The 25,736-nt window shown below is 68.6% G+C and carries 26 protein-coding genes and 4 pseudogenes; 15 read left to right on the forward strand and 15 right to left on the reverse strand.

What is annotated here, in order from left to right:
- Positions 1–680 precede the first annotated feature (680 nt).
- Positions 681–1,229: a hypothetical protein gene (locus AB0368_RS33680; RefSeq protein WP_366158066.1), complete on the forward strand. Its 549-nt coding sequence runs from the start codon at positions 681–683 to the stop codon at positions 1,227–1,229.
- Positions 1,226–2,050, forward strand: coding sequence for a ThiF family adenylyltransferase (locus AB0368_RS33685; protein ID WP_366158067.1), 825 nt, complete (start codon positions 1,226–1,228; stop codon positions 2,048–2,050). Before AB0368_RS33680 ends, AB0368_RS33685 begins: the two co-directional genes overlap by 4 nt.
- Before the next feature lie 485 nt (positions 2,051–2,535).
- Here AB0368_RS33685 and AB0368_RS33690 read toward each other — a convergent pair whose 3' ends face one another.
- Positions 2,536–3,066 carry a response regulator gene (locus AB0368_RS33690; RefSeq protein WP_366158068.1) on the reverse strand — a complete coding sequence of 177 codons (531 nt, stop codon included), beginning with the start codon at positions 3,064–3,066 and terminating at the stop codon, positions 2,536–2,538.
- A gap of 391 nt (positions 3,067–3,457) precedes the next feature.
- Here AB0368_RS33690 and AB0368_RS33695 point away from each other — a divergent pair, with 391 nt between their 5' ends.
- On the forward strand, positions 3,458–3,841 hold the full coding sequence (locus AB0368_RS33695; protein ID WP_366158069.1) for a response regulator: 384 nt from the start codon (positions 3,458–3,460) through the stop codon (positions 3,839–3,841).
- A 98-nt stretch (positions 3,842–3,939) separates the two neighbouring features.
- Here AB0368_RS33695 and AB0368_RS33700 read toward each other — a convergent pair whose 3' ends face one another.
- The 5 genes from AB0368_RS33700 to AB0368_RS33720 all read right to left on the reverse strand — a co-directional run bounded on the left by AB0368_RS33700 (position 3,940) and on the right by AB0368_RS33720 (position 9,451).
- The gene (locus AB0368_RS33700) at positions 3,940–4,683 is read right to left on the reverse strand and encodes an EAL domain-containing protein (RefSeq protein WP_366158070.1); all 744 of its coding nucleotides are present in this window, start codon (positions 4,681–4,683) and stop codon (positions 3,940–3,942) included.
- Between the two features lie 293 nt (positions 4,684–4,976).
- The gene (locus AB0368_RS33705) at positions 4,977–5,684 is read right to left on the reverse strand and encodes a hypothetical protein (RefSeq protein WP_366158071.1); all 708 of its coding nucleotides are present in this window, start codon (positions 5,682–5,684) and stop codon (positions 4,977–4,979) included.
- A 39-nt stretch (positions 5,685–5,723) separates the two neighbouring features.
- Positions 5,724–6,767 carry an alpha/beta hydrolase-fold protein gene (locus AB0368_RS33710; protein WP_366158072.1) on the reverse strand — a complete coding sequence of 348 codons (1,044 nt, stop codon included), beginning with the start codon at positions 6,765–6,767 and terminating at the stop codon, positions 5,724–5,726.
- Positions 6,742–7,704 (reverse strand): hypothetical protein, encoded by a 963-nt coding sequence (locus tag AB0368_RS33715; RefSeq protein WP_366158073.1) that lies wholly within the window; start codon positions 7,702–7,704, stop codon positions 6,742–6,744. Before AB0368_RS33715 ends, AB0368_RS33710 begins: the two co-directional genes overlap by 26 nt.
- Positions 7,705–7,717: 13 nt before the next feature.
- Complete coding sequence (locus AB0368_RS33720) at positions 7,718–9,451, reverse strand: phosphatidylglycerol lysyltransferase domain-containing protein (protein WP_366158074.1); 1,734 nt, start codon at positions 9,449–9,451, stop codon at positions 7,718–7,720.
- 162 nt (positions 9,452–9,613) lie between these two features.
- On the opposite strand from AB0368_RS33720, the gene AB0368_RS33725 reads away from it, so the two are divergent.
- Both AB0368_RS33725 and AB0368_RS33730 read left to right on the forward strand, forming a co-directional pair.
- The gene (locus AB0368_RS33725) at positions 9,614–10,438 is read left to right on the forward strand and encodes an LCP family protein (RefSeq protein WP_366158075.1); all 825 of its coding nucleotides are present in this window, start codon (positions 9,614–9,616) and stop codon (positions 10,436–10,438) included.
- A 26-nt stretch (positions 10,439–10,464) separates the two neighbouring features.
- On the forward strand, positions 10,465–10,851 hold the full coding sequence (locus AB0368_RS33730; RefSeq protein ID WP_366158076.1) for a hypothetical protein: 387 nt from the start codon (positions 10,465–10,467) through the stop codon (positions 10,849–10,851).
- A gap of 32 nt (positions 10,852–10,883) precedes the next feature.
- Here AB0368_RS33730 and AB0368_RS33735 read toward each other — a convergent pair whose 3' ends face one another.
- Together AB0368_RS33735 and ftrA are read right to left on the reverse strand one after the other, a co-directional pair.
- The gene (locus AB0368_RS33735) at positions 10,884–12,461 is read right to left on the reverse strand and encodes an ISL3 family transposase (protein ID WP_366158112.1); all 1,578 of its coding nucleotides are present in this window, start codon (positions 12,459–12,461) and stop codon (positions 10,884–10,886) included.
- Positions 12,462–12,758: 297 nt separating this feature from the next.
- Positions 12,759–13,765 (reverse strand): annotated as a pseudogene (gene ftrA / locus AB0368_RS33740) (transcriptional regulator FtrA).
- Between the two features lie 72 nt (positions 13,766–13,837).
- Here ftrA and AB0368_RS33745 point away from each other — a divergent pair.
- Positions 13,838–14,293, forward strand: coding sequence for a rhodanese-like domain-containing protein (locus AB0368_RS33745; protein ID WP_366158077.1), 456 nt, complete (start codon positions 13,838–13,840; stop codon positions 14,291–14,293).
- 719 nt (positions 14,294–15,012) lie between these two features.
- On the opposite strand, the gene AB0368_RS33750 is transcribed toward AB0368_RS33745, so the two are convergent.
- Both AB0368_RS33750 and AB0368_RS33755 read right to left on the reverse strand, forming a co-directional pair.
- Positions 15,013–15,360, reverse strand: a complete 348-nt coding sequence (locus AB0368_RS33750) for an STAS domain-containing protein (RefSeq protein ID WP_366158078.1) — start codon at positions 15,358–15,360, stop codon at positions 15,013–15,015.
- Positions 15,357–15,881 carry an ATP-binding protein gene (locus tag AB0368_RS33755; RefSeq protein ID WP_366158079.1) on the reverse strand — a complete coding sequence of 175 codons (525 nt, stop codon included), beginning with the start codon at positions 15,879–15,881 and terminating at the stop codon, positions 15,357–15,359. Before AB0368_RS33755 ends, AB0368_RS33750 begins: the two co-directional genes overlap by 4 nt.
- Positions 15,882–16,494: 613 nt before the next feature.
- Here AB0368_RS33755 and AB0368_RS33760 point away from each other — a divergent pair.
- On the forward strand, positions 16,495–16,824 hold the full coding sequence (locus tag AB0368_RS33760) for an STAS domain-containing protein (protein WP_366158080.1): 330 nt from the start codon (positions 16,495–16,497) through the stop codon (positions 16,822–16,824).
- Positions 16,825–16,857: 33 nt separating this feature from the next.
- Here AB0368_RS33760 and AB0368_RS33765 read toward each other — a convergent pair whose 3' ends face one another.
- Positions 16,858–17,268 carry a response regulator gene (locus tag AB0368_RS33765; protein WP_366158081.1) on the reverse strand — a complete coding sequence of 137 codons (411 nt, stop codon included), beginning with the start codon at positions 17,266–17,268 and terminating at the stop codon, positions 16,858–16,860.
- 288 nt (positions 17,269–17,556) lie between these two features.
- Between AB0368_RS33765 and AB0368_RS33770 the strand changes: the two are divergent.
- The 4 genes and pseudogenes from AB0368_RS33770 to AB0368_RS33785 all read left to right on the forward strand — a co-directional run.
- Positions 17,557–17,667: pseudogene (locus AB0368_RS33770) on the forward strand (IS5/IS1182 family transposase); the annotation flags it as partial.
- Between the two features lie 219 nt (positions 17,668–17,886).
- Positions 17,887–18,123: a hypothetical protein gene (locus tag AB0368_RS33775; RefSeq protein ID WP_366158082.1), complete on the forward strand. Its 237-nt coding sequence runs from the start codon at positions 17,887–17,889 to the stop codon at positions 18,121–18,123.
- An 83-nt stretch (positions 18,124–18,206) separates the two neighbouring features.
- Complete coding sequence (locus AB0368_RS33780) at positions 18,207–18,539, forward strand: glyoxalase superfamily protein (RefSeq protein WP_366158083.1); 333 nt, start codon at positions 18,207–18,209, stop codon at positions 18,537–18,539.
- Between the two features lie 621 nt (positions 18,540–19,160).
- Entirely contained in the window at positions 19,161–19,286 is a 126-nt protein-coding gene (locus tag AB0368_RS33785) for a hypothetical protein (RefSeq protein ID WP_366158084.1), read from the forward strand.
- A gap of 4 nt (positions 19,287–19,290) precedes the next feature.
- Here AB0368_RS33785 and AB0368_RS33790 read toward each other — a convergent pair whose 3' ends face one another.
- Together AB0368_RS33790 and AB0368_RS33795 are read right to left on the reverse strand one after the other, a co-directional pair.
- Complete coding sequence (locus tag AB0368_RS33790) at positions 19,291–19,941, reverse strand: HNH endonuclease family protein (RefSeq protein ID WP_366158085.1); 651 nt, start codon at positions 19,939–19,941, stop codon at positions 19,291–19,293.
- Positions 19,942–20,050: 109 nt separating this feature from the next.
- Complete coding sequence (locus AB0368_RS33795; RefSeq protein ID WP_366158086.1) at positions 20,051–21,241, reverse strand: S8 family peptidase; 1,191 nt, start codon at positions 21,239–21,241, stop codon at positions 20,051–20,053.
- A 1,158-nt stretch (positions 21,242–22,399) separates the two neighbouring features.
- On the opposite strand from AB0368_RS33795, the gene AB0368_RS33800 reads away from it, so the two are divergent.
- The 3 genes from AB0368_RS33800 to AB0368_RS33810 all read left to right on the forward strand — a co-directional run bounded on the left by AB0368_RS33800 (position 22,400) and on the right by AB0368_RS33810 (position 24,242).
- Positions 22,400–23,020, forward strand: coding sequence for a TMEM175 family protein (locus AB0368_RS33800; RefSeq protein ID WP_366158087.1), 621 nt, complete (start codon positions 22,400–22,402; stop codon positions 23,018–23,020).
- 188 nt (positions 23,021–23,208) lie between these two features.
- Entirely contained in the window at positions 23,209–23,661 is a 453-nt protein-coding gene (locus tag AB0368_RS33805) for a CDP-alcohol phosphatidyltransferase (RefSeq protein WP_366158088.1), read from the forward strand.
- Positions 23,662–23,804: 143 nt separating this feature from the next.
- Positions 23,805–24,242: an NUDIX hydrolase gene (locus tag AB0368_RS33810; protein ID WP_366158089.1), complete on the forward strand. Its 438-nt coding sequence runs from the start codon at positions 23,805–23,807 to the stop codon at positions 24,240–24,242.
- Between the two features lie 110 nt (positions 24,243–24,352).
- On the opposite strand, the pseudogene lexA reads toward AB0368_RS33810, so the two are convergent.
- Positions 24,353–24,700 (reverse strand): annotated as a pseudogene (gene lexA / locus AB0368_RS33815) (transcriptional repressor LexA); the annotation flags it as partial.
- 173 nt (positions 24,701–24,873) lie between these two features.
- On the opposite strand from lexA, the pseudogene AB0368_RS33820 reads away from it, so the two are divergent.
- Positions 24,874–25,011, forward strand: a pseudogene (locus tag AB0368_RS33820) (transposase family protein); the annotation flags it as partial.
- A gap of 24 nt (positions 25,012–25,035) precedes the next feature.
- On the opposite strand, the gene AB0368_RS33825 reads toward AB0368_RS33820, so the two are convergent.
- On the reverse strand, positions 25,036–25,683 hold the full coding sequence (locus AB0368_RS33825) for a TetR/AcrR family transcriptional regulator C-terminal domain-containing protein (RefSeq protein WP_366158113.1): 648 nt from the start codon (positions 25,681–25,683) through the stop codon (positions 25,036–25,038).
- Positions 25,684–25,736 lie beyond the last annotated feature (53 nt).

Below are 25,736 nucleotides of genomic sequence, written 5' to 3' on the forward strand. Positions count from 1 at the left end.
TTCGGGCGTAGGCTTTGGTGCTACGCCGAACCATCCTCGAACCGGGTGTGTTGTGGCTTCTCGGGGTTTGTCGCGTGGTCGATCGGGGCAAGCGCGAGGAATTCGTACACGCTGCGCGTTGCTAATCTCAGCCTCAGCAAACGCTGCCGCAGCAAGGGTCAAGTCGAACGGTCGCAAGACTCCCTATGCATCGAATGGCAGGCATCGCACTTGATTGGCCGTGGTCACGCGCCTGGTCACAGTGGTGATCAACTTCTCCGGGATTGGTTGAATTCAGGCGGCATAGCGGTGCCGTTCTGTCCGCTTCTGCGTACATAAAAGTACGTGCTGACACTGCTTAACCGGATTGTAATGCGACTGGGGGTCAAGGGGTCGCAGGTTCAAATCCTGTCAGCCCGACCAAATCAAAGCCCTGACCAGCAGATATGCCGGTCAGGGCTTTGTCGTCTGTCTAGGAAGTTTTGAACCTCCCCCCGAAAACCCCCCAGAAATCCGGTCGGCAACCATGTTTGTCATCCGACCGCTGTGGCTCGCTGCCGGACTCCTGCACACCCTATGCGGCGGTACTGCGATCTGCACTGCGTCGAGGGCGACATCGGCCAGGTCCTCGAATCGAGCCTCGACTCCATGCTGCACCTCTAGAGACCCGACGTGATCACCGACCGGCACCACACGGTCTGGTGACAAACCAAGTCGGCGCGCCAGCGGCGCCGATCCTAGAGTTCAACTTTACCTGGCCGGACAGCACGACCGTCGAGTTCGAGGCGGTGCCGTTCCTGTTCCTCCGCCCCGGCCCTGGCGACGCAGCGCCCGGCGCCGACGCCCGCGTCGGCGCTGTCCAGCTTCTCGAACCCGGGGACTACCTGCACCGCGATCGGCACGGCGTCGAACTCGCCGACCACGTACGCCCGGCCGTGATCCGCGCCGCGCACCAGCGCGGGTACGCGGTCGTGGAAGCCCACGCGCACGACTGGCCCGGACCGTCGACTCGGTTCAGCTCGACCGACCTCGACGGGCTTCAGCAGCTCGGCCCGCACATGACCTGGCGGCTGCCCGGCCGGCCGTACACCGCGCTGGTCCTCGGCCCGAAAAGCTTCGACGCCCTGCAGTGGCAGTCCGACGGCCGGGTGACCACGATCGACGCCTTCGTCGTCGGTGGTGAACCAACGGCGCCCACCGGGATCAGCCTCGACAGGCTGGACCAACGTGCCATCTGGAGTACGAGATGAACGACGACTCGATCCGGTACGACCGAAACATCATGTTGTTCGGGGCCGACGGCCAGAACCGCGTCAAGGACGCCCTGGTCGGCTTCGCCGGCCTTGGCGGGCTCGGCTGCCACCTAGTCCAACATCTGAGCTACCTCGGAGTCACCCGGTACGTGCTGGTCGACGGCGACCGGGCCAGCAGCCACAGCCTCAACCGGCTGGTCACCGCTTACCCAGACGACGTCGGCCAGTACAAGACCGACCTCGCCGAACGCATGATCCGAGCGATCCATCCGGACGCCGAGGTGGTCAACATCCGGCATCACCTTCCCCACCCGGACGCCACAGAGGCGCTGACCGGAGCCGACCTCGTCCTCGGCGGCCTGGACAACGACGCGCCCCGGCTGCTCCTGACCGACCTGGCCTCGCAGCACCGGATCATCTACATCGACGCGGCCACCGACACCCATGCCGACGCCGGGCCGCTGGTTTACGGCGGCCGGGTCGTCGTCGCCGGCGTTGGTCCCGGCTGTCTGTTCTGCCTCGACCATCTCGACCAGCGGCAGATCCGCCAAGCGGCCATGACCGACGAGGAGCGCACCGCAGACGCCGCGATCTATGGCGTGCCCGCCGCCGCCCTTGACGACACCGGACCCTCTGTCGTCACCATCAACGGAGTCGTCGCCTCGCTCGCCGCCACTGAGGCGATGGTCCATCTCACCGGCCTGCGGGTGCCCCAGAAGCAGCTCACCTACCGCGCCGATGTCGGCGGCGTTCGGCTCAACCTCGACCCGCCCAGCCTGTCGACGTGCCCGTACTGCGCACGGTGGAACAACCGCTGAGTAGTTTCGGACGTGTTCGCGATGGTCCGGCCGCAGGCTGGGCGTCGCTGGCCAATAGAGGCCGCCGCTCAACAGCTGGATGGGCTCCCGGGTTGACCGTACAAGCAATCGAGCCCGCCTGAACATGCCGGCGGGCTCGATGACGTAACGGTGGTACTCAGGGGAGTACGAAGGTGGCTTCGATGTGCAGCACACGATCAACCACGCTGCGTTGTTGCAGTTCTGTGACGTGCCCCCGGCAGGGCACCAACCTGCGCTAGCAGCCCGCCGCCGGACGGCGTCGGGCACCGGCTGGCCCCCCGTTTACTGCCGAAAACCCGCCGCAAGGGCCCACCATCAGCGACTCGCGGCGAGGCGCCGGACAGCGATCGTAGACGCGCGTCGGTGTCGGCCACCGTGCCGTGGTCGCTCGTGCCCACCGCCGCAATCACCCGCCGCCGAAGCTCTGCAACACCCATCACTCCAAGGCGACCTCGGATGGACCGCTACAACATCGTAATGGCGCATACGCGGAGGAGGGCGTGCACGGCGTAATCCCCTACCGCCTCACCGGCCCGCTTCGGCGATGTCAGGCCACGGCAGAACAAGGGGGCATGGTGGTGATGGCGGCCCGTGTCGGCGACACGACGCACGGCGCTGATCAGGTCACCGTTGACGAAGGGTTTGAGCAGCACGTCGCACAGTTGAACGCCGGCGGTACGTGGATCGCCGGGTTGCAGCCCGCCGCTGAGGATCGCCACCGGAGTGTCGGCCGGGGCGGGATCCTTGCGGATGGCCGCGCATAACTCCATGCCGTCGAGGTGGGGCATGTCGAGGTCGGTGAGGACCACGTCCGGGCGGTGTTCACGGGTGGTGGACAGAGCCGCGCGGCCATCGGGCGCAGTGAGAACGCTGAACCCGGCGCGGTTGAGCAACCGCTTCAGCACGGCGCGGACGTCGTCGTTGTCCTCGGCGATCAAGATCGTGGTCATCAAGGCCTTTCCGACGCGGTCGAGGCGGACCTGCAAGATCACCACCAGCGTTCACCCCAGCTTCAGGGACCCGGGAACTCTCCGTCGAAGATCATTCGCCCGGCACCGCGGGAAGGGCAGATGGCTTGGCGTAACCGGTGCTCGAAGTGCTTGACCAAGCCCGGCCCGGCGTCCGGGCCACCCGCCTTCTCGCTCCGCACGACCGGCACGGTGAACGCCAGCAACACCTCCGACGCCAAGCCGTCGCACCCGGTCACTCATCACCCGCGGCCGCTGCCGGTGCGCACCGTTCTGCCGCCTGATGTGCGCCCAGCTCACCTGCTGCACCCGCGATGCACCCCAACTGCTCGATCGCATGCTGTGTCGGCGCCGATAGTGCTGGAGACAACGGCGTGATCAGCGCCCAAGGGTGCACAGCAGGTAAAGGGGACTACTCATGCCGGTGATGGTGGTTGACGACTCCCGCGCGATGCGGGCGATTCTGCGTCGTATGGTCACGTCGATCGGTCACGAGGTGGTCGAGGCGGACAACGGCCGCAGCGCTCTGGAGGCTCTGCAGGCTATGCCAGAGCCCCCGCAGGCGGCTCTGGTGGACTGGAACATGCCGGAGATGAATGGTCTGGAGTTCATCGGCGCCGTCCGGGCCCAGCCGCAGTGGCGCGACATCACCCTGATTATGGTCACCACCGAAAGTGACCCGGCCCAGATCGTGCGGGCGTTGGCCGCCGGCGCTCACGAGTACATCATCAAGCCCTTCACCCCCGAGGTGATCAAGGACAAGTTCGAGATGCTGGGCGTCTCGCAGAAGATCGCTGCCTAGCGTCCGGCACGGCGAGACTCGGCCCCGCTTCTTACGGCGACCGCGCGCAGGGTGCGCGGTCCTGACCGGGGCGGCTTGACCAGCGTCGCGGGTGTCCTTTAGAGCAGCGGCTCGATGTGGCGGCTGGGCAGCGGACCCGGTCGGGCCATGTAGTAGCCCTGACCCAGTTCGATGCCGAGGGCACGCAGCTTCTCGTGCTCGGCGTGCGTTTCGACGCCCTCGGCGATCAGCTGGGCGCCGATGTCGCGGGCGAAGGTGGACAACGCGCGGGTCAGAGCCGTACGGATCGGGTCGGTGTCGACGCCGCGGACCAGGGCGATGTCGAGCTTGATGATGTCCGGGCGCAGCTGCAGGATGTGACTGAGACTGGCGTATCCGGATCCTGCGTCGTCGACCGCGATCAGGACGCCCGCGGCACGCAGCCGCTCGGTCACCTCGGTCAGCGCGGCGTAGTCCTCAACCTGGGTGTGTTCGGTGAGTTCCACGGTGATGCCCCGGTGCGCGTACGCCACCACCAAGTCGGCGACAGCCGGGGTCATCACGGCTTCCACGGACAGGTTCACGCTCAGCCACGCCCCGGCGGGCATGTCGTCGAGGCGCTCGAACGCGCACTGCATCGCCAACAGCTCCAGCTCGACTCCTAGGCCGGCGGCGTTGGCGGCGGCGAACGCCTGGACCGGGCTGGCGAAGTGGTCGCGGTCGAAACGGGCGAGGGCTTCGTAGCCTCGGACCAGCCCGTCGTTGAGCTGCACGACCGGCTGGAACGCCACCTGCACAGCACGACCCTGCAGCACCTGGCGCAACGCCTGCGCGTCGCAGGGGTCGTACTGCGTGATGGTCATACCTGCTATGTCGGCCGCGAACCTCAACGCAATCTCCAGGCGCCGACAAGAGCGCAACAAGGTTCCCGGTGGCAACGCATCAGCGCCACTACTGGACAGCTTGGAGCAACAAGCCGCCACCCGGCCAACTCCACCAACTCCTCGACGCCGTCGCACGAGGCCACGCCCTCAAGCTCTATCTACCGCCATAAAGGTGACAAACTACCGCCAGTCGCTGAGCCCGAGACGCTTACGTGAAGCGCCGAACCCGGCGCCGCCGTACATCTGGCGCTTGCGCTGCGACATCGTCGCGTTCAGCCGAGGACGTTGACAGCCCGGGCGACGATCAGGGCCATGGTCAGCAGGGATAAGGCGGACTGCAGCAGCATCGTGAGTTTGGCCCAGCGGGTCAGTGGCATGGTGTCGGTTGGGCTGAACGCGGTGGCGTTGGTGAACGACACGTACAGGTAGTCGGCGAAGCCCGGCTCCCAGTCGGGGTGAGCGACGTCCGCGGCGGTCATCTGGGGGAACAGGAAATCGGGGTAGGAGGTATCGGCGCGGGCCCGGGCGGCCGGGCCGCCGCGGTCGAGTTCCCAGTACCACAACGCGAAGACGATGACGTTGGTCGCCCAGACCGTCCCGCCGACGACCAGCAACGACGCCGCGTCGTCGCCTTCGCGGCCCTGGGCGAGACGCCAGATCAGCAGCGCGGCTGAGGTAGCGTTCGCCAGACTGGCTACCGCTACCAGGATCATGCCGGCGGGACGCAGCCACGCGCGTTCTCCGGTGATGCGCCGGGGGTTGACCGCCACGATGACCACCAGCACCGCTAGTTCCAGCCATGGCAGTAGCCAGCCGGGTGGCAGCGTGAGACGCTGCGGAACCGACAGTTGTAGCGCGATCGCCGTGAGCGCCGCGAGCGCGGCCGGCCATCGGGCCTCCGCGTTGGTGCGCCGCCGCCACGCCGGCGAGCGGTCGGAGGCCAGGGGTGCCGCGCCGTCGGCGGTGTCTCGTACGGTCATGATTCTTGCCGTCTTTCCGGGAGCCGCGGGCCGGCTTCGTCACGAGGGTTGAGGACCGGCCAACCAGCTGGAGATCCAGTCCAAGGCCGGGGGTTCCATGGCTCGCCAGGTGGCGTCGTTGTGTCCTCCGGTGCCAACGAAGGCGGTGGTGGTCGAGGCGGGGGCGTGGGCGAGCCGGGCGAGGCTGGCGGTGTCGCGCATGGCGGTCGCGTCGGTACGGGCACAGGCGAGGTACAGCGCGACGGCGGGCACTGGCAGGTGTTGCAGGCGCCATGCGTCGTTGTTGAGGGTGTGTTCGGTGCCGTCGCCGATGGTGATGCCCGGGTCCGAGTAGCCGGACAGGCTGGCAGCTGCAGCGTACTGGGTGGGGTGACGCAGCATCAGGTTCATCGCGCAGTAGCCGCCCGCCGAATAGCCGATCAGTCCCCAGGCGGCCCGGTCGGTGCGGATGCGCAGATGCGCGCGGGCGGCCGCGGGAACGTCGACGGTCAGGAACGTCTCGGCGTGCGGGCCGCCGACGAGGTCGGTGCACTCGGTGTCGCGCAGCGGGTCGGGTGTCTGGTAGGGCAGGAGCACCACGGTGGGGGCCATGCGCCCGGCGGCGATCTCGCGGTCGAGGTATGCGGCCATGTCCAAGCGGTGCAGCCAGGTCAGTGGCGAGCCGGGGAAGCCGTGCAGGGCCTCGATGACCGGGAACCGGGTCTTCGGCTGCCGGTCGTAGGCCGCGGGAAGGTAGACGAACAGCGGTGCGGTCATTGCGCTGGCGCGACCGGCGACGTTGACCGCGACGATCCGTCCGTGGCCACGAGTGGCGGCCGGTCCCCGTTCAGGCTCGGGCGCGGCGGCGGTCACCGTCTGCGGGGTACCGGCGAGGTCGCTCCACGATGTGTACGTCTCGACCTGCCGGTCGACCCAGACCAACGCGGTCGCCGCAGTGGTCAACACACACAGGACCGCGGATGCGGCACGCACCGCAGCCTGGCGCGGGCCACGGCCGAGGTCCCACGTCAGGGCGGTGGTGACGACGGCGAGGACGGCGAGGATGACCGCGATGAGCTCAACGGCGAGGCTGTCCGGAGCCATGGTCACCTCCTGTGGACGCGTCGTGCCGGGTCAACGGCGGGCTCGGGTGCCCGTGCCGGCGGTGATGCCGGCCGGGAGCGGGTGGCAGCAGGGGTGCCGGTGCGGCCAACGGCGCGGGCAGATGCCGACCGGCCCACGCCACCGCCTTCGCCACCTCGGCGGCTCGCGGGCCGACGGCAGCCGCCGGTGACGTGCCGCCGACGGTCGTCTGCGCCACACCCGCCGGTAAACGGGCAGTCGGGACGTGTCGGCCCACGGTGACCACGGCCAGCGCCGCGTAGCGGCCCGGTTGCCGGCGTGCGACGTCCTCGCCGAGCGAGGCGTCGCCGGTAGAGGTCACCAACGCCCAGCTGTGCCCGGTGACCCGCAGCTGGACGGCTAATGCGCTGGGCAGTGTCGTGGTGAGCGTGGTCGACGGTGTCGAGGCGGCGGTGCGGGCCCAGATCAGGACGGCGGGTGCGGCCGGTGGCCGGACCCGGGCGCTCCAGCCATCCTGGGCTCGGCAGATGACCAGCACGACGGGGTAACGCCACTCGGGATGCCTCAGGTAGCCGGCCGGTACGGTGACCGTGGGCGCGCCGTCCAGTGACCAGTGCGTCCAGCCTTGCGGTCGCCAGACGAAGGTGCTCGGAAGGTTCTCGCGACCGGCGAACCGGTCGCCGAGCCAGCCGTCCAGCGTTCCGGCGGTGTAGCGCACCGGAGGGTCGGCCGGTGAGCCGCGGTGGAACAGTGCCTGCCATGTCGGATAGAACTGCTGCGTCCGGTTGACCACCAGCCCCACGCTGACCAGCGTCAGCATCTCGGTCAGGAGTAGCCCGAGCACTCGGAGTACCGGGGTGGCCCGGCCAGGGCGCCGCCACCGCAGCACGGTGGCCGCCGCCACGACCCCGGTCACGCACGCGGTGACGACCAGGACCGGAATGCCGGTCAGTGACATGGTCCGGGCGCCCTCACCGATCGGACCCTGTCAACCCGCGCCGTACGCCTCCGATCGGCAGGAACGCTTCCGCCGACAACACGGCCACCGTGACGCGGGGCAGGTCGCGGGCCTTCGGGAAGCAGAGATACCGCGGTTGCCATGCGGGCAGGAACTTGGCGTTGGCCCGGTACAGCGACTCGATCTGCCACACGTGCGAGGCCAGCCGCAACAGTCGATGCCACAGCCGGAGCACCGGTCCGGCCCCCAGCTGTTCGGCGCGGGCGAACACCGAGCGCAACACCGCGAAGTTGAGCGAGATGCGGCGTACCCCCAGGGCGGGCGCGGCTCGGACGGTGCTCACCACCAGGAACTCGGTCAAACCGTTGTCGGCGCGACGATCTCCTCGCATGAGGTCCAGCGACAGGCCGTCGTCTCCCCAGGGCACAAGGTGCAGGATGGCGCGGATCCGCCCGGCGCTGTCGCGGCCCACGACGAACAGGCAGTCGCCGTCGGCGGCATCGCCCAGCCGCGAGAGCGCCATGGAGAAGCCCCGCTCCACCGATCCGTCGCGCAACGCGTCCGCGACCCGGACCAGCTCGGCGCAGGCCGCCGCGGACAGATCCCGGCGACGAGCCACCTCGCACGTGTATCCGGCGCGCTCGATGCGGGCGACGGCCTGCCGTACCCCGCGCATGGGTCGACCCTGCAGCGAGAACGTTCCCACGTTCAGGATCGCCTCGTCGCCCAGTTCGACCACGTCGAGCCCGGCGCGCCGGTAGGCCCGCCCGCCCGCTTGGCCGCATCCCAGCACCGCCGGCGTCCATCCGTGCCGGGCGCAGTCGCGCAGCCACTCCTCGATCGCATCCGGCCACGCGGACTGCACCCCGACGGGGTCACCCGACGCCAGGCTCACTCCGTTGACCACCCGGTACGCCACCACCGCCCGCCGCGAGGGCGCCCAGATCAACGCCTTGTCCCGGCGCAACGCGAAATAGCCCAGCGAATCCTGCCCGCCGCAGCGCTCCAGGAGATCTCGCACCAACGCGTCCTCGGCTTCGCTGCGCTGCGGGAGCGGGCTGCCCGGGCGCAGCAGCAACACCACCGCGACACCCGCAGCCAGCAACCCGAAGCCGCCGGTCGTCACGCTCACCGCCTCGGCGGCGATCGGATGCACGAACCGTATCGGGCCGCTGACCCCGACCAGCCCGAATGCGGCCTCTTGCGCCCAACCCCACCAACCAGGACGGCCCACCAGCCTGTCCTCCCGCACCGCGATCTCCACGAAACCGCACACGAACCCGGCGACGGCGAACCCGGCGAACGCCGCCGGCGCACGCCAGCGGTTGCGCGGATCGGCGACCGCCCCGAAGCGGCCGCGCGTCACCACCAGCAGGACCAGCAACGCCGCGGACACCAAGGCCGCGTCGACGTCCAGGCCTTTCGCCAGATGCAACACCACACCCAGAGCGGCCAAGGCCACCGCGACCTGCCAGGCCCGGCGTTTACCCCGGCGCAGACCGGCACCCAGATACACCAGCAGCAGTCCCGCCGCCGCCGTGGCCGCACCCGCAGACAAGACACCGGCCATCGGCAGGAACTCGGCCACCGCCACAAGCCGGCCGTGCCGCGGCGGCACCACCGCCGTCACCACATCGAACAGCCCGGCCACCTGCACCCACCGGGCGATGGCCGCCCGGGACAGCGGCGGCCGTGCCCGCCACGGCTGCACGGCGTCCCGCGCCGTCACACTCGAAGGCAGTGTCATGCCGCCATCGTGGAATTCGATACTTGACGATCCCGCAAAGCGCCCTGTGAACCCGCTGAGCACCCGGTGCATCGGCCCCGAACAGCACAGGGCGCGCAGCCGGAACTCAGCAATGCGCGCTACAACGGTCGAAGAGGTCGCGACCCCACTGAGGAGCGGCACATGGACAAGAACGCACCGCCGTGGCGGCGGCGAACGCCGCCCTGGACGCGCTGGTGCCTAGCCCTGGGAGTGCTGCTCATCCTCGCGAGCGGCGTCATCTTGGCAGCGGAGCGTGTACTGCTCACCTCAGCGACCGGGGCGATATGGCAGGAACAGCGGCTGGGCTCCGCTCGCCGCGTCAACGACGGTCACCCCGCGGACCTCGAAGGCGCCAAGGACATCCTTCTGGTCGGCCTGGACACTCGTCCCGGCTGGGTGAACACCGGGCAGCTGAGCCGATCCGACTCGATCATCCTCGTGCATGTTGCGGCCGATCACTCCTCCGCCTACCTGATCTCGTTCCCGCGCGACAGCTACGTCGCCATCCCGGCCTACGACAACGGCAAGCTGCGGTACCACGGCGGACACGACAAGATCAACGCGGCTTTCGCGTACGGCGGCCGTGGCCTTACCGGGACAGCACCCGAATCACACGGTTTTGAGTTGCTGGCGCTGACGATCAAAGAACTGACCGGCATCACGCCCGACGCCGGCGCGATCATCGACTTCTCCGGCTTCACGCAGGTGCTGCGGATCCTTGGTCGGGTGTGCATATACGTCGACGAGACGGTCACCTCGATCCACGTCGGCCACGACGCTAAGGGCAACCAGGCGCGTCCGTACACGACTGACAGCGCCGGGCTGAATCCGCGGCCGGTTCCGGGCGTCACCCCGAACGTGTACCGCAGAGTGATTCTGACGGTCACCCGGTGGGCTCTGGCACACCAAGTGTGGTCTTCGAAGGCCGGGGGACGCGCTGGGCCACCGGCGATCGCGAGTCGTTGAGGAGCCTGCTAAGTACCATCCGGAAGGTGATTGCTGAGGAGCTCTTTGCTCGTCTCTTGGCGGAGCAGGTCGTGTCGAACGGTCTGGGAGCATCGGCTGCCCAGCGGGATCGGTTGCTGACCGTGTGGGCCACGCTCGGGTCGATCTATCTACTGGATGGATCTGGCGAGGTGATGATCGACCGGGACGATGGAGGGCTGCACCCTGCGGACGAATCTGACCGAGAGCTCGCATACGTCCAGGCAGCGCGCCGCTTTCCGGAACTGCGGCATCTGATGCCGCAACGACCGGCGGCCGCCGAGACGTGCCCAAGATGCCGTGGAGTCGGCGAGCTGATCTTCAACAACGGAGTCAATCGAGCGTGCTGTCCCGACTGCAACACGCGGGGATGGGTGCCTGTCGCCCGACCCTGACTAATGGTCTTTGGGCAATGTCGATAGCGCTGTCATGGGGCCAGCAGCACTCGCTTGCGGAGCAGGTCGAAACCGGCTCTGCCGTACATCTGTCGCTTGAGCATCTTGATGCGATTGACGTTGCCTTCGACGGGTCCGGAACTGTAGGGAAGGGTCAGACCGGCGGTGACGGCTGCCAAGTCGCTCTTCAGGCCCGTGGCGAACCCCGTGATGCCGGGTAACCTCGCCTGCTCGGCGGAGACTATCCAGCTGCCGAGCCGGTCGCCGTGCAGGCCGGTGAGCATCGCGGCGAACGAGCGCACCAGTTCGGCGGCAGCAGCGGCCAATTCCGGGCAGCGGTTGAGGATGGCTCGGAGCTGGTCGGTGTCAGTGTCGACGAGGTGATCGGGGTGGCGGCAAATCCAGCCGGTCATCTGCCGCACGGATGGCGGCTTGACGTGCTGGCTCAGATCCGGGCGGGTGCGGTGCTGCTCGACGAACGCCCGGACGATGCCGTAGCTGCCGGTGAAGCCCTGCGCGGTGACCTCGCGGTGCAGCATGGTGGCCCTGAGGCAGCCCTCGCCGATGCGTCGGAGCAGGTGCGGCTTGAACGGGTCAAGGCTGCTCGGGCGAGGATTCTGCCCGACCACCATCTCTTGCCACGTGACCGCCCGGGCGTAGCGCTGCACGGTGTGCCGTCCCCACCCCCGATGGCGGGCAATCTGCCGGATCCCGGCGCCTTCGGCAAGCAGGTCGTGTACCAGCTTATGGTGCACCCAACGGCGTTGCGCCATCGCTCCGCTGGGCTCCGGCGTCTCAGCCGCAGCCGGCTGGGCTACAACCGGTGCGGAGACGGGTGGTTCTTGCAGGCCGTTCTTGTGCCGGGCGACGCACCGCTCGACGGCCTTGGCGAGGTTCTGCCACAGGTGGAACCGGTCCGCGACCTGAACTGCATCCGGTGCACCGATGCGGGCGCCCTCGGCGTAGGCGCTGGCCCTGTCCCGGCAGACGATCTGTGGCTTCGGGTGCTCGGCGAGCCAGCCGGCCAACGGGGCGGCGTCACGGCCGGATAGCAGATCGACCACCCGCCCGTCCTCGCAGTCGATCAGCACAGCGCCGTAGTTCTGTCCGCGTTTGATAGCGAAATCATCGACGCCCAACACCGCCACCGAGCGCACGGCCGGGTCCGGTAGCGCCTGCACCAGCCGTAGCAGGCTGCTGCGACTGGTCCTCATGCCAAGCACGGCCGCGAGTCGAACCCCAGCCCGGCCGGCCAATGCCAGACCGATGGACGTGAGCGTCTGCCGCAGGTTGTCTGTGCTACGGAGCCGGCGACGGGTGATCCCGTCGACCTGTTCAACGAATGTCCGCACGGTGCAGCCGGCGTTGCCGCAGGCGAACCGGCGTACCCGAAGCCAGATCTTGGCTGCGACTCCCGCAATCGGAACATCCGCCAGTTCGCGAACGTACCGCCCATGCACGCGGGCCGACGACGTACCGCAGGACAGGCAGATCGCCGCCGGGGCACAGACGCTGGCCCACAGCCGCAGACCTTCATCCGACTGCTCGAGCTTCTCGATGTTCAGGGCGTGGAGATGCGGCAGGACTTGCTGGATCGTCGCGTCACACAGCGGCGCAACGACCCATCAGCCATGATCAATCACACTTGGTGTGCCACAACCCACCGGTGGCCCCGCCCGCCCGGGGCTTGAGTTGGCCCCACTGATCGAGTGAGTCACTTCTTGCGACGGCCTGATTTTGGCCCCAGCGTGTCGGCGGGTGGGAACATCGACGCTCTGTAGTGGAGAGGCCGTCGGGTGGCCGGGTCACGTGTGGAGTTGTCCGAGGCGATCCGTCGAGACCATCGGCGAGGGCGTCTCGATTCGTGGTCTGTCGGAGCGTTACGGGGTGCATCGTCGCACGGTGCGTCAGGCGCTCGACTCGGCTGAGCCGCCGGCGGGTAGGAAGCGGGTGTGGAAGGCGCGGCGGTACGCCGAGGGCGACGTACGCATGATCTGGCCGAAGTGGTGTCGGTAGCTGACCCCGTTGGCGAAGCCGACCGCCGCGGCCACCTCCTCGATCGGCGCGCAGGTCGTCTCCAGCAGGGCGAGGCTGGCGTGCACCCGCTGGTTGATCAACCAGCGGATGGGTGTCGTGCCGGTCGCCCGGGCGAACCGCCGCAGATAGGTACGCGCGGACATGTGTGCCGGCCGGCCAGCGTGCGTACCGTGATCGGCCGGGTCAGGTCGGCGAGCGCCCACTGCATGCTCCGGGCCACCCGGTCGTCGTCGGGGTCGACCGCGACCGGGGCCTCGATGAACTGTGCCTGGCCGCCGTCGCGGTGCGGCTGTACGACCAGCCGCCGGGCCACCGCGTTGGCGATGCTGGGCCCGTGGTCGTTGCGTACCACGTGCAGGCACAGGTCCAGCCCGGCGGCGCTGCCGGCGCTGGTCAGCACCCGGCCGTCGTCGATGTAGAGCACATCGGCGGTGACCTCGACCGAGGGGTAGCGACGGCGCAGCAGGTTGGCGTACCGCCAGTGGGTGGTGGCGCGGCGCCCGTCCAGCAGGCCCGCGCCGGCCAGGGCGAACGCGCCCGAGCAGATCGACATGATCCGGGCACCCCGGCGGTGCGCCCGGCGAAGGGCGGCGACCAGCGCGGGGGAGGGGTCGGCCCGCACGTCCGGTACGCCCGGGACGATCAGCGTCTCGGCGTCGGCGAAGGCGCCCAGCCCGTACGAGGTCTGCAGGTCGGCGCCGCCGAGGACGCGTAGCGGTCCGGGTGTCTCAGCGCAGATGGTCAGCTCGTACCACGGGACGTCGAACTCCGGGCGGGGCAGCCCGAACACTTCGGTCACGATGCCGACCTCGAAGACGGACATCCCGGCGTACACCAGCACCGCCACCGACGGCCCGCGCGTGTCTACCCACGGCATGGCGGGATGTTAGCGGACGATGTCGCTGACGCCACTGGGCCACCGGCTGGGAGCTCGGGAACGATCATCGGCATGTCGAATGTGCTATCCACACCAGCCGCCCCTCCTTCAGACGCCGTCGCGCACTTCGCCGGCCGCCTCGCCTTCGAGACCGACGTCAGCGACGTGCACGCCGACCTCGAGGCCCGCGTCCCCGACGTGGTCGTGGTCGACACGCGCGGCCCGGACGCCTGGCGCCAGGGGCACATCCCCGGCGCGGTGCTGCTGGCCACCGGCGAGATCGCGGCCAGCGCAGCCGAGCTGGTCCCGGCCGGCTGCACCGTCGTGACGTACTGCTGGGGTCCGGGGTGCAACGGTTCCACGGTTGCCGCTCTGGAGTTCGCCCGGCTCGGCTTCCCCGTCAAGGAGATGATCGGCGGTTACGAGTACTGGGTGCGGGAGGGCTACCCGGTCCGCGACGAGCGCGGGGTGTACCGCCGGACGGTCGACGACCTCACCGGGCCCGCGGCCGGCTCCTGCGGCTGCTGAGCGCATCCGGTCTCAAGGGGTCGCGTCGAGAGAGTTCGTCGACCCCGTCGCGCCGGGGCCTGCGGGGCGCGGATCGCCCATTCGGTGTCGCTGGTATCGGACGGGTAGTGCCGGGCGCGGGCGGTGGGCAGGTGATCAGCGAGGGTGGCCGGGGTGGTAGATGCGGCGGTCCCGGCGAAAAGGTATACACCCGTTGGGCCTTCGATCGAGCTGCTGGCTAGTGCGGTGTCCACCAACCTTCGCCGGGGTGGTGGACACGCTGGACCAGCGCAGACAGCGGCCGCCAACCCGGTCAACGTTGGTGGACACCGCACTAGTCACCGTTGCTCGTACCGAAGGCCCTTCCTGGCCATGGGCGTGGCGCGCGGGCGTGACCGGCGAGACCGGGATCTGGCTCAGATTGGTATCGGCTGACCCGAAGCAAGTCTCCTGGCGGACTACGGTGCGTCACCGAGAGGTCCGGCAGGACACCAGCGGACCACGACCAGATACGGGATGCCGCCAGCTACGCGCGCGGAACATGACCGTTCTGTTGCTCGTGCTCCGCGTGCGCGGAGATTCGGGTATGACGAGTGTTCTCGATGCCCGCCCCGATGTTGGAGTGTCTGTGACCAAGCAATGGCGTGGCCGCTTGACGAAGCAGTTCATGCCGGCCAGGTTGGCGGCGCCGTCCGCGCCTGCGGGGCAGACGTTGTCGACCGGGCGCCGGCTGGCGCGGATTACGGGTTCGGACAGGGACGTGGTGAGGCGTTGTCTTCGGCGAGGGTGTCGAGGACTCCGGTGATCTGCAGGACGCGGCGTACCAGGGCGCCGGGGTTGACCACGGCGAAGTGGCAGCCGTTGGCCGTGGCGGTGTTGTGCGCGGTGACGAGGGCGCTGATCACCGTCGAGTCGATGAACTGGACACCGGCGACGTCCACGGTGACTGTCCGTGCGGCCCCGACGGCCTGGGCAAGCAGCTGCTGCAGGTGTGTGGCCCCGCTCATGTCGATCTCACCGGTCAGCTCGATGGTGGTGTGGCCGTCGGCGGTGCGCACATGGTGGCGCCATGTCGGCTCGGGGGTCACGGCTGCTCCCTCGCGGTCGGGGACGTATCGACGTTACCGCCCGCCGGGTCCGCGCTCGGCTGATCGGAGGGTGCCGTCGCGCTGGTGAGGCAGACGCTGACCGAGGCGGTGACACCGTCGGGGCGTTGGGTCAGCATGAGTCCCTGGGTGAGGTGGTGCGCGAGCCACAGGCCGCGTCCACCCGGCGTGTCGGCCTGCGGCAGTTGCACGGGCAGGCTGTCGGCGGTTCCTCCGTGATCGACGACTTCGCAGACCAGGGTGTCGGCGATCAGGCGCAGCTCGAGGCGGCCGCTGCCACCGCCGTGGCGCACGGCATTGGTGACCAGTTCGTGCACGGCCACGACGAGGTCGTCGGCGCTGCTGCCGGACAGCCCGGCCCCGGCGACCTGGGCTGCCACCGCGTGCCGCAGCGCGGTCACCGTCTCAGCGCTGAACTGCTGCCGCAGCAGCGCCACCGGCCCGGTGGGGGCCGGACCGGGTCCTGCCGGGCCGGCGTCGCTGGGCCCGGCGCCGTCTGCCATGACCGGCACGCTACCGCGCACGGTGAGATCCGCGACCCTTGCCCGACGGCAAGTAACCGCAGGTCAGCACCCACGGCACGAGCCCTCGATATCGGCCGGTACGTCAACGTGCGGGGCCGGGGCGAAGGTATCCGGTCCGACTTCTGTCCGACGTCTGTCGCCCGCGATCGCCGACCGCCCTACCGCACGACGTGCATGCCATCGCGCACGCCTGCAGCAGGGCGCGGCCGATGGTGGCGTCATAGCCGGTATGGCGCGACAACCCGCGCGCGGTCGTCGCGCAGATGTCCGCACCGACCGTGTTCGTGCGGATGCCCTTGGCCGACTCGGCCGCCATGTCCTCACCCAGATAGGCGCGCGGCGATCCACTGCCATCGGTCCGCATTTGGCCGACACCGACACACCATGGCCGGAGCTGATGCTGCTCGGCCCCCAACATGCCGCGCCTGGACCGTCGGGAAAGGAGTAGGCCGTGGTCGATCGGCTGATACCACTCACCCGGTATGCCGATGCTCGTCGGTCCGTGGCGCCGATGCCCGCTCACTGATCAACGCGGTGAACCAACCCCGTGATCGGTGTACACGAATGCTGTCGGCGCCTAGCCTGACGCATTATGCATTCAGAGGATCAGGTCGTCGTCATGACCACGACGGTCCGGTGGCAGAGAGACCGGGTCGCTGTGGTCGAGGTGGCCGGGGACCTTGACGTTCAGTCCGCGCCGCACCTGCGGGCCGTGCTGGACGAGGTGTGTCGTCTACAACCGGTGCGGATCGAAGTCGACCTCGGCGGCATCACCTTCTTCTCCTGCGCGGGCGTGCGCGAGCTGCTCGACACCCGCCGCCACTGTGCCGCGGATCTGGCCATCGTGCGGCCCGCGCCTGCGGTGCGGCGCGTCATGGACACCCTCGGTCTGGGCTGGGACCTGCAGGCCGTCAGCGTGTGAGTCCTCGCCGTACTCGCCGATGTCGGCGGCCGGCTAGGGGCAGGTGGACGGTTGCTGGCCCTGGTCGTGGCCGGTCTGCAACGCCTTGTCGACGCAGGCCAGCAGCTCCTGCGGCGTAAACGGTTTACGCAGCATCGCCGTGGCCTGCGCCTGAACCGGACGTTGGTCACCGGGTAGCAGACTGCCGCTGACGAACACCACCGGCAAATGTTGCAGAGCCGGATCGGCCCGGATGAGCAGGCACAACCGCACCCCGGACATGACCGGCATGTCGATGTCGGACACCACAATGTCCGGCCCCTGCTCGCTGCGCTGCTCGGTCACCAGCTGCCAAGCCTGAGCGCCGTCGGCCGCAGCGCGCACCTGGTGCCCGGCACGGCGCAACACCCGCTCGATGAGCGCCCGGATGTCGTCGTCATCTTCGGCCAGCACCACGACCGCCATCCCGCACCAACCCCCCTCGAATGTTCCTGGTGAAGGGATCGACAGTACGAGGGTCCCGATGTCACCCGTCCCGGTTAAACACCTCGGCTCGCCGCGTTCCCCCGAACGGGTACACATGGGTGACGACGACGATGCATCGCCCTCATCCTGGCCCCTGCTCCGCACCGACCAACGTCCCGTGCTCAACCAGGGCCCCCCAGCTTCATCGAGGACGTTTCACAGCCGGAGATCATTCCGACGCCCCACACACCCCGACAGCCCCCACGCCTAGATCATCGCGAACAGGTCCGCGAAACCGCCGGCCGCGAACCCGAGCCCAGCGCGGCGATCATCGACCGCCAGTCGATACGCGCCGCCGAGATCGTGGCCCGCACCCATCGCGGCTACGACGCCGGCAAGTAGAACCCTGAGCGCGACACCGCCAAGACCCGGGACAGCCGCTTGACGCCGTGCACCCACCCATCGACCGGGGCACGCCGTGGCGTTCGCAGGCTGCGGCGAGGGGTAGCCGGACGGTGAAGGCGGTAGGCGCTTCGTCAAGACGGTGGTCTACCGGCATGCTGCTCGACGCTGGCGCGGGGCGGAGTCAGGGCCCCGCCCCGCGCCCGCCATGCCATGGTGACGAGCCGCCTCGTAGCGGAGGAACAGCTCAAACAACCGCGCGCCCTGCGCCGAGGACCGGGCCTGGTCCTTGGTGGCCTGCGCGGCGTCCCGGGCGGTCTGCTTGAGCTGGGCGGCGGCCTGCTGCACTCGCACTGGCACACCGCGGCGAACGCCCGCGACCTGCGAGCCCGGCTAGGCGTCATCGCCGACGTTATCACCGCGGTGTTGAGCGTCGTCTGCGGGCTCACGTAGCTGGTGACCACCGGGCACGAACACATCGCGGTGATCATCCGAAACGGTGACTTTACTCCACCCTGACGCGTCAGGATGGCTGCATGGAGGAGAAGATCACACCGATCCTGCGTACCGAGGACGCGCGAGCGTCGGCGCAGTGGTACGAACGGCTGGGTTTCGTCACGCAGTGGGAGCACCGGTTCGAGCCGGACCTTCCGCTGTTTGTTTGCGTCTCCCGCGGGCCGATGCAGATCTTCTTGTCGGAGCACCACGACGATGTCCGGCCTGACACGCTCCTGTACCTCCACGTCGACGACGTCGAGGCGGTGGCCGCCGAGTTCGGTGTCGCCATCGAGGAAGCTGTTTGGGCACGAGAGGTTCACCTCAAAGATCCCGATGGAAACCGTCTCCGTGTAGGCAGTGCTCGGCTCTGACGTCTATCGTCGTCCGCCGCACGGCCCCGACGGTCGCTGCTCGGCAGAAAGGCACAGCAATCCAGCTCTGAGAGCCATCCCACGATCGCCGGCCTCGTACAGGTCCCGATACTGGGGGTGCCGGTAACCAGCCGCTGGTCGAGCAAGCCCCCTGGGGACCGCGGCACTCGCGCTGCTCGCCACGCTTGACGCGGCGTGCGCCAACGTCGACCGGCTCGGCGAGGCCCTGCGCCGCAACCTTCGGTTAGAACCCCGATTACGGCGCCCGCGTGCTGGCTGAGCTTGACCGACGACCGGGCTCGCTTCGCCGACGCCCGAGCCGATGCTTACGCCGACTCAGCGCCGGTCACCGGCGCCTGCGGCGGGGGCATCTCGATCACCCCACCGGCGGTTCAAGAACAACCCCACCGGGACCGCCAGGCCGCAGCGGCATCTCGCCTGTTCAACTGCACCCAAGGCTGACCAATGCCGCCCGCCAGCCCTACGAGGAACTCAAGACCTCCCCGGCGCCTGTTGAGGCCTGCGCTTGACCGCACGGGATCGGAGGGTCTTGCCAACCCATCAGTCGGGCAGCTGACTGATCCACTTCGCGTGGGTGAAGCTGCTGGAGCCGCGCTGATGATGAGGCAGCGTGCAGGCTCGCCCGTTCCCCGGTCCTTCAACGTCGGCATGAGCGCCGACTCGGTGCCCGGATACCACTCGATCCGGGCACCGAGCCGCTGCGCCAACTGCACCTCGGCGCTCTGATGGGTTAGGACGTGCAGGCGTCGAGGATGCTCTGCAGCGCCGACTTCTCGGCATCTTGCACGGTGAGTTGCCAGGAGTGCTTAACGGTGACCCACATTTTGGCGTAGGTGCACCGGAAGTCGGTGCGCGGCGGCAGCCATTCGGCGGGGTCCTGGTCGCCCTTGGCCTGGTTGAGGTCGTCGGTCACGGCGATCAGCTGGGGGTTGGTCAGATCGTTCGCGAACTGTTCGCGGCGCTCGGTGGTCCAGGCGGCGGCGCCGGAGCGCCAAGCCTCGGCCAGGGGTACGAGATGGTCGATGTCGACGTCGGCCGCGTCCGTCCAGGTCTTTCCGTCGTATGGACTGGTCCAGGTGCCGGAGGTGGGCTGGCAGGTGTTGTCGACGACGACTGCGTCACCGTCGCGCTGCAGGACGGTCTCGCGGGTGTTGCAGCTTCCCTCGACGTTGTCCCAGTGCGGGAACTTCTCGCGGGAGTAGCCGTCGCCGGTGCCCTCGGCGTCGACGGTCAACGCGCTCAGGTATTCCTGCGCGACGGCCTTGGACGGCACGGCGGGTACGTCAGGTATGTCCGCGGCGGAGGCGGGTACGGCAGTGACGACGGTCGCCGCCATGGCCACGGTGGCGACGGCGATGGCGGTGACACGGGAAAGACGCATCGAAGCTCTCCAGGGGTCGACTCGGGAACGGGTTGGGATCCGTGGGAGAAGAGCGGCGGCGGGCCTCCGGGAGCCGAAGGCCCGCCGCCGCCGCGGGGTTAGGCCGTGGTCAGTTACCGATGCGCAGCAGCTTGGTGGTCGAATCGGTGCCGGGGCTGGTGACCACGTCGCCGGTGGCGGCGTCGGTCAGTGCCGTGGCGACCTCGGCCGGGGTGGCTTCGGGCTGGGTATCCAGCACGAGGGCGGCGGCGCCGGCCACGTGCGGGGAGGCCATCGACGTACCGCTGATCGTCTTGGTGGCGGTGTCGCTGTCGATCCAGGCCGAGGCGATGTCCTGGCCCGGGGCGAAGACGTCCAGGCACTTGCCGAAGTTGGAGAAGTCGGCCCGGGCGTCGGTGTCGGCGGTCGCGCCGACCGTGATTGCCTCGGCCACCCCGGAGGGGCTGCCCTCGCAGGCGTCGGCGTTCTCGTTGCCCGCGGCCACGGCGAAGGTGACGCCCTTGGAGACCGCGCCCTTCACGGCGGTGTCGATGGCGGTGTCCGCGCCACCGCCGAGGCTCATGTTGGCCACGGCCGGCTTGACCGCGTTGGCGGCGACCCAGTCGATGCCGGCAACGACCTGCTCGGTGGTGCCCGAGCCCTCGCAGTTGAGCACCCGTACGGCGATCAGCTTCACTTCCTTGGCGATGCCGTACTTGGTGCCGCCGATGGTGCCGGCGACGTGCGTACCGTGACCGTTGCAGTCGTCGGCCGGACCCCCGTCGACCGCGTCGAAGCCGCTCTCGGCGCGACCGCCGAAGTCCTCGTGGGTGGTGCGGATGCCGGTGTCGACGACGTAGGCGTGCACGCTCTTGCCGGTGCTGGGGTAGGTGTAGGACTGGTCCAGTGGCAGCGCCGCCTGGTCGATGCGGTCCAGGCCCCAGCCGGCGTCGGTCTGGGTGTCCATCGTGTGCAGCAGGCGGACCTGCTGCACGGAGGCCACGCTCTTGTCGGTGGCCAGCCGCTGCGCCTCGGCGGGACTCATCGTGGCCGAGAATCCGCGCAGCGCGTGGCTGAACGTGCGCTGCACGGTACCGTCGTGCCGGTCGGCCAGCCGGGTGGCCGCCGCCGAGACCTTGTCGGCGCCGGGTTTGAGCACCACGATGTACCGGCCTGCCACGGCGTCGGCCGCGCCGGCCCCGTGGATCGTGCCGGTTCCGTCCGGCTGCGGCGTCGTCGTCGCACTAGCCGGCATCACCACTCCCGCCGCGGCCAGCGCCCAGGCCGCCACCGCCGTCGCACCCCACACCCGACGCGTCACTTTCCTGCGATCTCGCAATGTGCCTCCCTGACCGGCCACCCCACCGTTCGGCTGGCTGTAGCCACCCCGTTCGGTGGAGAGGATCAACTGAGTGGTTGGCACGCTAATAAGAATCGCTCGATATATACAACCGTCGAAACATGGACCAAGGCCCGCTGATCGCTCCTTCGTCGGACGTCCGGAGAGAGGGTGCTGCACGGCTGGGAGCGCGTCCAGTTTCCGGGACGCAGGCCACGGGCAAGCCTCGGCCGACGTCGCGGAACCCGCCGGGTGAGCAGGTGATTTGTCCGCGGCGCGCCCGGCCGGGTGGGCGCCGGCGCGCCCGGCGTAACGGTTCGTCGCGGCCATCCTTAACAGTCCAAGAAGGACAGATGAGTGAAGGTGATCGAAAAGAACCTGAAAAAGTTTTCTGGATCGCGGGTTCAGATAGCTACAAAAGGTGAATAAGCGATTATTCCTGTGCACCCGCGTCCGGGAACGCGATCCCGGCGCCCCGCCGCGCGAAGCCACCATCCGACCGTGTGAGCGCGTCAGGTGGCCCGCTTCCGTGGCTGCGCCGCGCCCCATGCCGTCACGGCTCCGACCGAGGACACAAGCCGCGACCCCACGTCGGCTGACCCAACGTGGCCTCGTTCTGTGATAGCTCAACCGCGACGTCGCCGCCCGCGGGCGCACCCGGTGCACACGATGCGCACTCTGTTGAGTCGCGTGCGGTCTGCCGCAGGGCCGCGCCGATACCGCAGGGTTCGGTCCTGTGGCCACTACCGTCCGAAGCGACTATCAGACCAGACCAGACCGGTGGGTGGGTGGGGGCGGGCGCGACTTCGTGGTTTACCTGACGAAGGCCGCGTCGCCGACTCGGCGGGGTCCCCGGCCGGTAGCGCCCGCCAGCATCTTCGCGCATCCTCCGTTCCGCGCTCGGTCGTCGTCGCCGCCGTTGTGCGCGATGAGCAGGAGCTGCGTCAGTGCGCCCTTCCAAGTGCGAGGACGCCCAGACTCTGGTCGGACGGCATCTGCTGCCTGACGCGGTCGCGGCTACGGCCGAGGGCAACGGGCGCTGCGGGTCGGTGCCGGTGGACGCGGGTCACGGCCGTGACGCACCCGGCGCATGCCCGATACCATCGTCTCCGCATCGCACAAGATCCAAAGGGAGACACGATGGTAGAGAAGACGCATGGCCTGGAGCGCATGATCTTCTTCTCCGACGCGGTCATCGCCATCATGCTGACGCTGTTGGCGCTGGAGTTGCCGGTGCCGGAAGCTGAGGACCCGCAGCATCTGTGGCACGCGCTCGCCGCGCACAACTCTCAATACCTCGCATTTCTCATCTCGTTCTCCGTCATCGCCGTCACCTGGGTCGCGCACCACATGCTGTTCACCCACGTCAGCCGCACCGACCCGCCGCTGATCACCCTGAACGTCTTGACACTGTTCGCGTATGCGCTCGTCCCATGGGCAAGCAAGACGCTCGGCGACGTCGCGAACGGAGCGGGGGTCGTCGTCTACGCCGCGGCGATGACCTTGCTCGGATTCACGATGTTCCTCGTGGTGCGCCATGTCGTCCGCTCGGGACTTCTGGAACCCCAGGCCCCTGCGGAGATCGTCAAGGGTGTTCAGGCATGGTCGGTAGCCACGGCGATCATGTTCGGGGTGTCGATTCCGGCAGCTTTCGTCATCGGCCGCTGGACCATGATCGTTTGGCCGTTTGGCTATCTCAGCTTGCGGCTCGTCGCCGAGTACCACAGCCGCAGGAACCGCAAAGCGGCAACTGCCTCGTAACTGGCGGCGACGAACCGCTGGGATACTTGTCTCACCGATCTGTCGCAGGCGACTTATAGGCGGCAAGTCTCGTGAGACGGCGCAAGATCTAATGAGACCCTGCTATGCCGCTGGTGATGAACGGAGTCACCCGCGCGATCGGGGTTCCGCCGCGACGGCGATCACCTGGTGTCGACCTCGGAGGAGGTATGCGGATTCGTGGAGATGCAAGGTGCTGGACGCTCGCCCGGGTCGCCTCCATGTCCACGGTGGCGGGTGGCCGCCTTGACGTGTTGTGTGACATCGCCGTGCAGGTGGCGCTGGTCGGCGCCGTCGCGGCCGTAGCAACAGCCGCGCACCCCGGCCTGCCGTCGTGGCTGATCGCCGCGTTCGGCGGGTCGTGGATGGTCAACATGGTGACCAGCGTGATGGCCAAGGAGAAGACCAGCTTCAGCCTGCTGACCGCCACCTCACTGCCGGTGCAGCTGATCAAGCTGACCCGTGACTACGGCGCCATACTGACCGCCATCGCGGCCGTGCTCGCCGTAGCCCCGGTGGCCATGCCGTGGGTGATGATCCTGTTCACGGCAGGCAACGTCGCCTTCCTGGCCGCGAGCATCACGCGGGCGGGCCGCAGAAGCCTGCACGATCCGGGGAGGTGACCAGCTCACCCTTTCGTTCTCTGTCTGTTCCTCACGTTCACCCGCGGACCCTCACCGGCACCTTGGAGGCACGGCATGACCGCTGACCCGGCTGCACGCGGTCAGAGCCGGAGGACTACACGGCTAGCCTGCCCACCAAACGGATGGCCGCAGCGGTGCTGTTCTTCGACCCCGCGGACCGGATCCTGCTGGTCGAACCCGCCTACCACAAGTTGCACTGGGAATTCCCGGGCGGCTGCGTCGAGGCCAACGAGTCACCCCGAGGCGCCGCGGTCCGGGAAGTCCAGGAAGAGCTCGGTCTCAGCGTTAACCCTGGTCGGCTGCTCGCGATCGACTGGGTGCCACGACGCGTCGGCCGTACCGAGGGACTCATGCTCGTTTTCGACGGCGGCATCCTGCCGCCGGAACAAGTAGCAGCCATCATGCTCGCGCCCGACGAGCTACGCAGTTGGGCATGGTCCACCCCGCACGAGGCGACGCAGCGACTGTCACCGCTGCTGGCAAACCGAGCAGCCGCCAGCCGCCAGGCCCGAGATCGCGGCTGTACCGCGTATCTGGAGGACGGCTGCCCAGTCGGCTAGGAGGACAGCCATTCCGCGCTTTCTACCCGCTTGTTCAGGCGTTGGTCGATTCCCATGGCAGCTCGGGCCGCATCGAGCAGCGTCGGCGAGTGTTTCATTGGGGTGCTGGATCAATAGGTGCGTAGGACGCAGACGACCTTGCCAAGGATGACCGCGTGGTCGCCCTTGATGACGTCGTAGTGCGGGTTGCGGGGAACGAGCTCGACGTGCCGTCCGCGGCGGCGGTAGTAGACCTTCACGGTGGCCTCGTCGCCGAGCAGCGCGGCGACGATTTCACCGTTCTCCGCGGTGGGTTGCTGCCGGACGACGACCACGTCGCCGTCGCAGATCGCCGCGTCGATCATGGAGTCGCCGTCGACGGTCAACGCGAACAGGGTGCCGTGGCCGACCATCCGGGCGGGCACGGTCAGGTGGTCTTCGACCGCGTCGTCTGCGAGCAGCGGCGTGCCGGCCGCGATGTGGGTGGCTTCGTTCGCGAGTCTGAGGTTCTGTTCCGTGAAGAGTGATCGATGCCCATCATGATTGATCGTTGAGTAGATGGTGTGATGAGGCCATCGGCAGGCTGCTGCCCCATCTTGACGGCGTAGAGGTCAAGGACGTCGGCGAAACCAGCATTGGTGTCGTTCTTCATGCAGCCGAGCAACGCTGCCCGGTGTGCTCGGTGACGTCGCGGCGGGTGCATTCGCGTTATCAGCGTCGCCTGGCTGATCTGCCGGTCGCGGGCCGGCTGGTGGAACTGTGCCTGACGGTGCGCCGCTTCTCCTGCGTCAACGCCGTCTGGGGAAGCGGACGTTCACCCCGGGGCTGTACAGCCGGTGATGCCGTCGAGGACCCGGTGCAGTCCCCAGAGGTACTGCTCGGTGCAGATGTAGCCGGCTGCCACGCCTGCCGCGGCGGCAGAACGGGGGAACCGTTCGACCGGTGTTGCGGCGAACGCAGACTGACGGGTGGCGACTCGCTCGGCTTCCGGTGGCAGCGGGCCCGCTGTGGCGACGTCGGCCACCTCCAGGGCGATGGACCCGAACACGTAGACGATCACCAGGTAGGCGGCCCGCGCGGCGTCGGTGGGCTCGAGCCCGGCGTCGCCGAGGATTTCCAGGAGCCGTTCGTTGAGAGCCAGAGCGTGGGGGCCGTCCATCGGGCCACCGATCATCATGGTGACCCTGCCGGGGTGGGCTGTCAGCAGTGCCCTCAATTCCAGGGCCAGGGATTCCAGGCGCTGCCGCCAGGGTTGCCCGCGGTCCGCGAAGACGCCGTGGTCGACCCTGCCGAGCAGTCGCTCGACGAGGGCCTTGACCACCGCGGCCTTGTCGGGGAAGTAGGTGTACACCGCGTTCGGGGCCACGCCGACCCTGGCGGCGATCGCCCGGATGGAGGCCGCGTTCTGCCCGCCCTCGTCGAGCAGGCCCAGCGCGGCGTCGAGGATGTCGTCTTGGCTCAACGACCGCCGCGGACCAGGACGACCTCGCTTGATCGGCGGCACCATTTGCCTAC

It is taken from the genome of Actinoplanes sp. NPDC051475 (genome assembly GCF_040689425.1).
Taxonomy (GTDB): domain Bacteria; phylum Actinomycetota; class Actinomycetes; order Mycobacteriales; family Micromonosporaceae; genus Actinoplanes.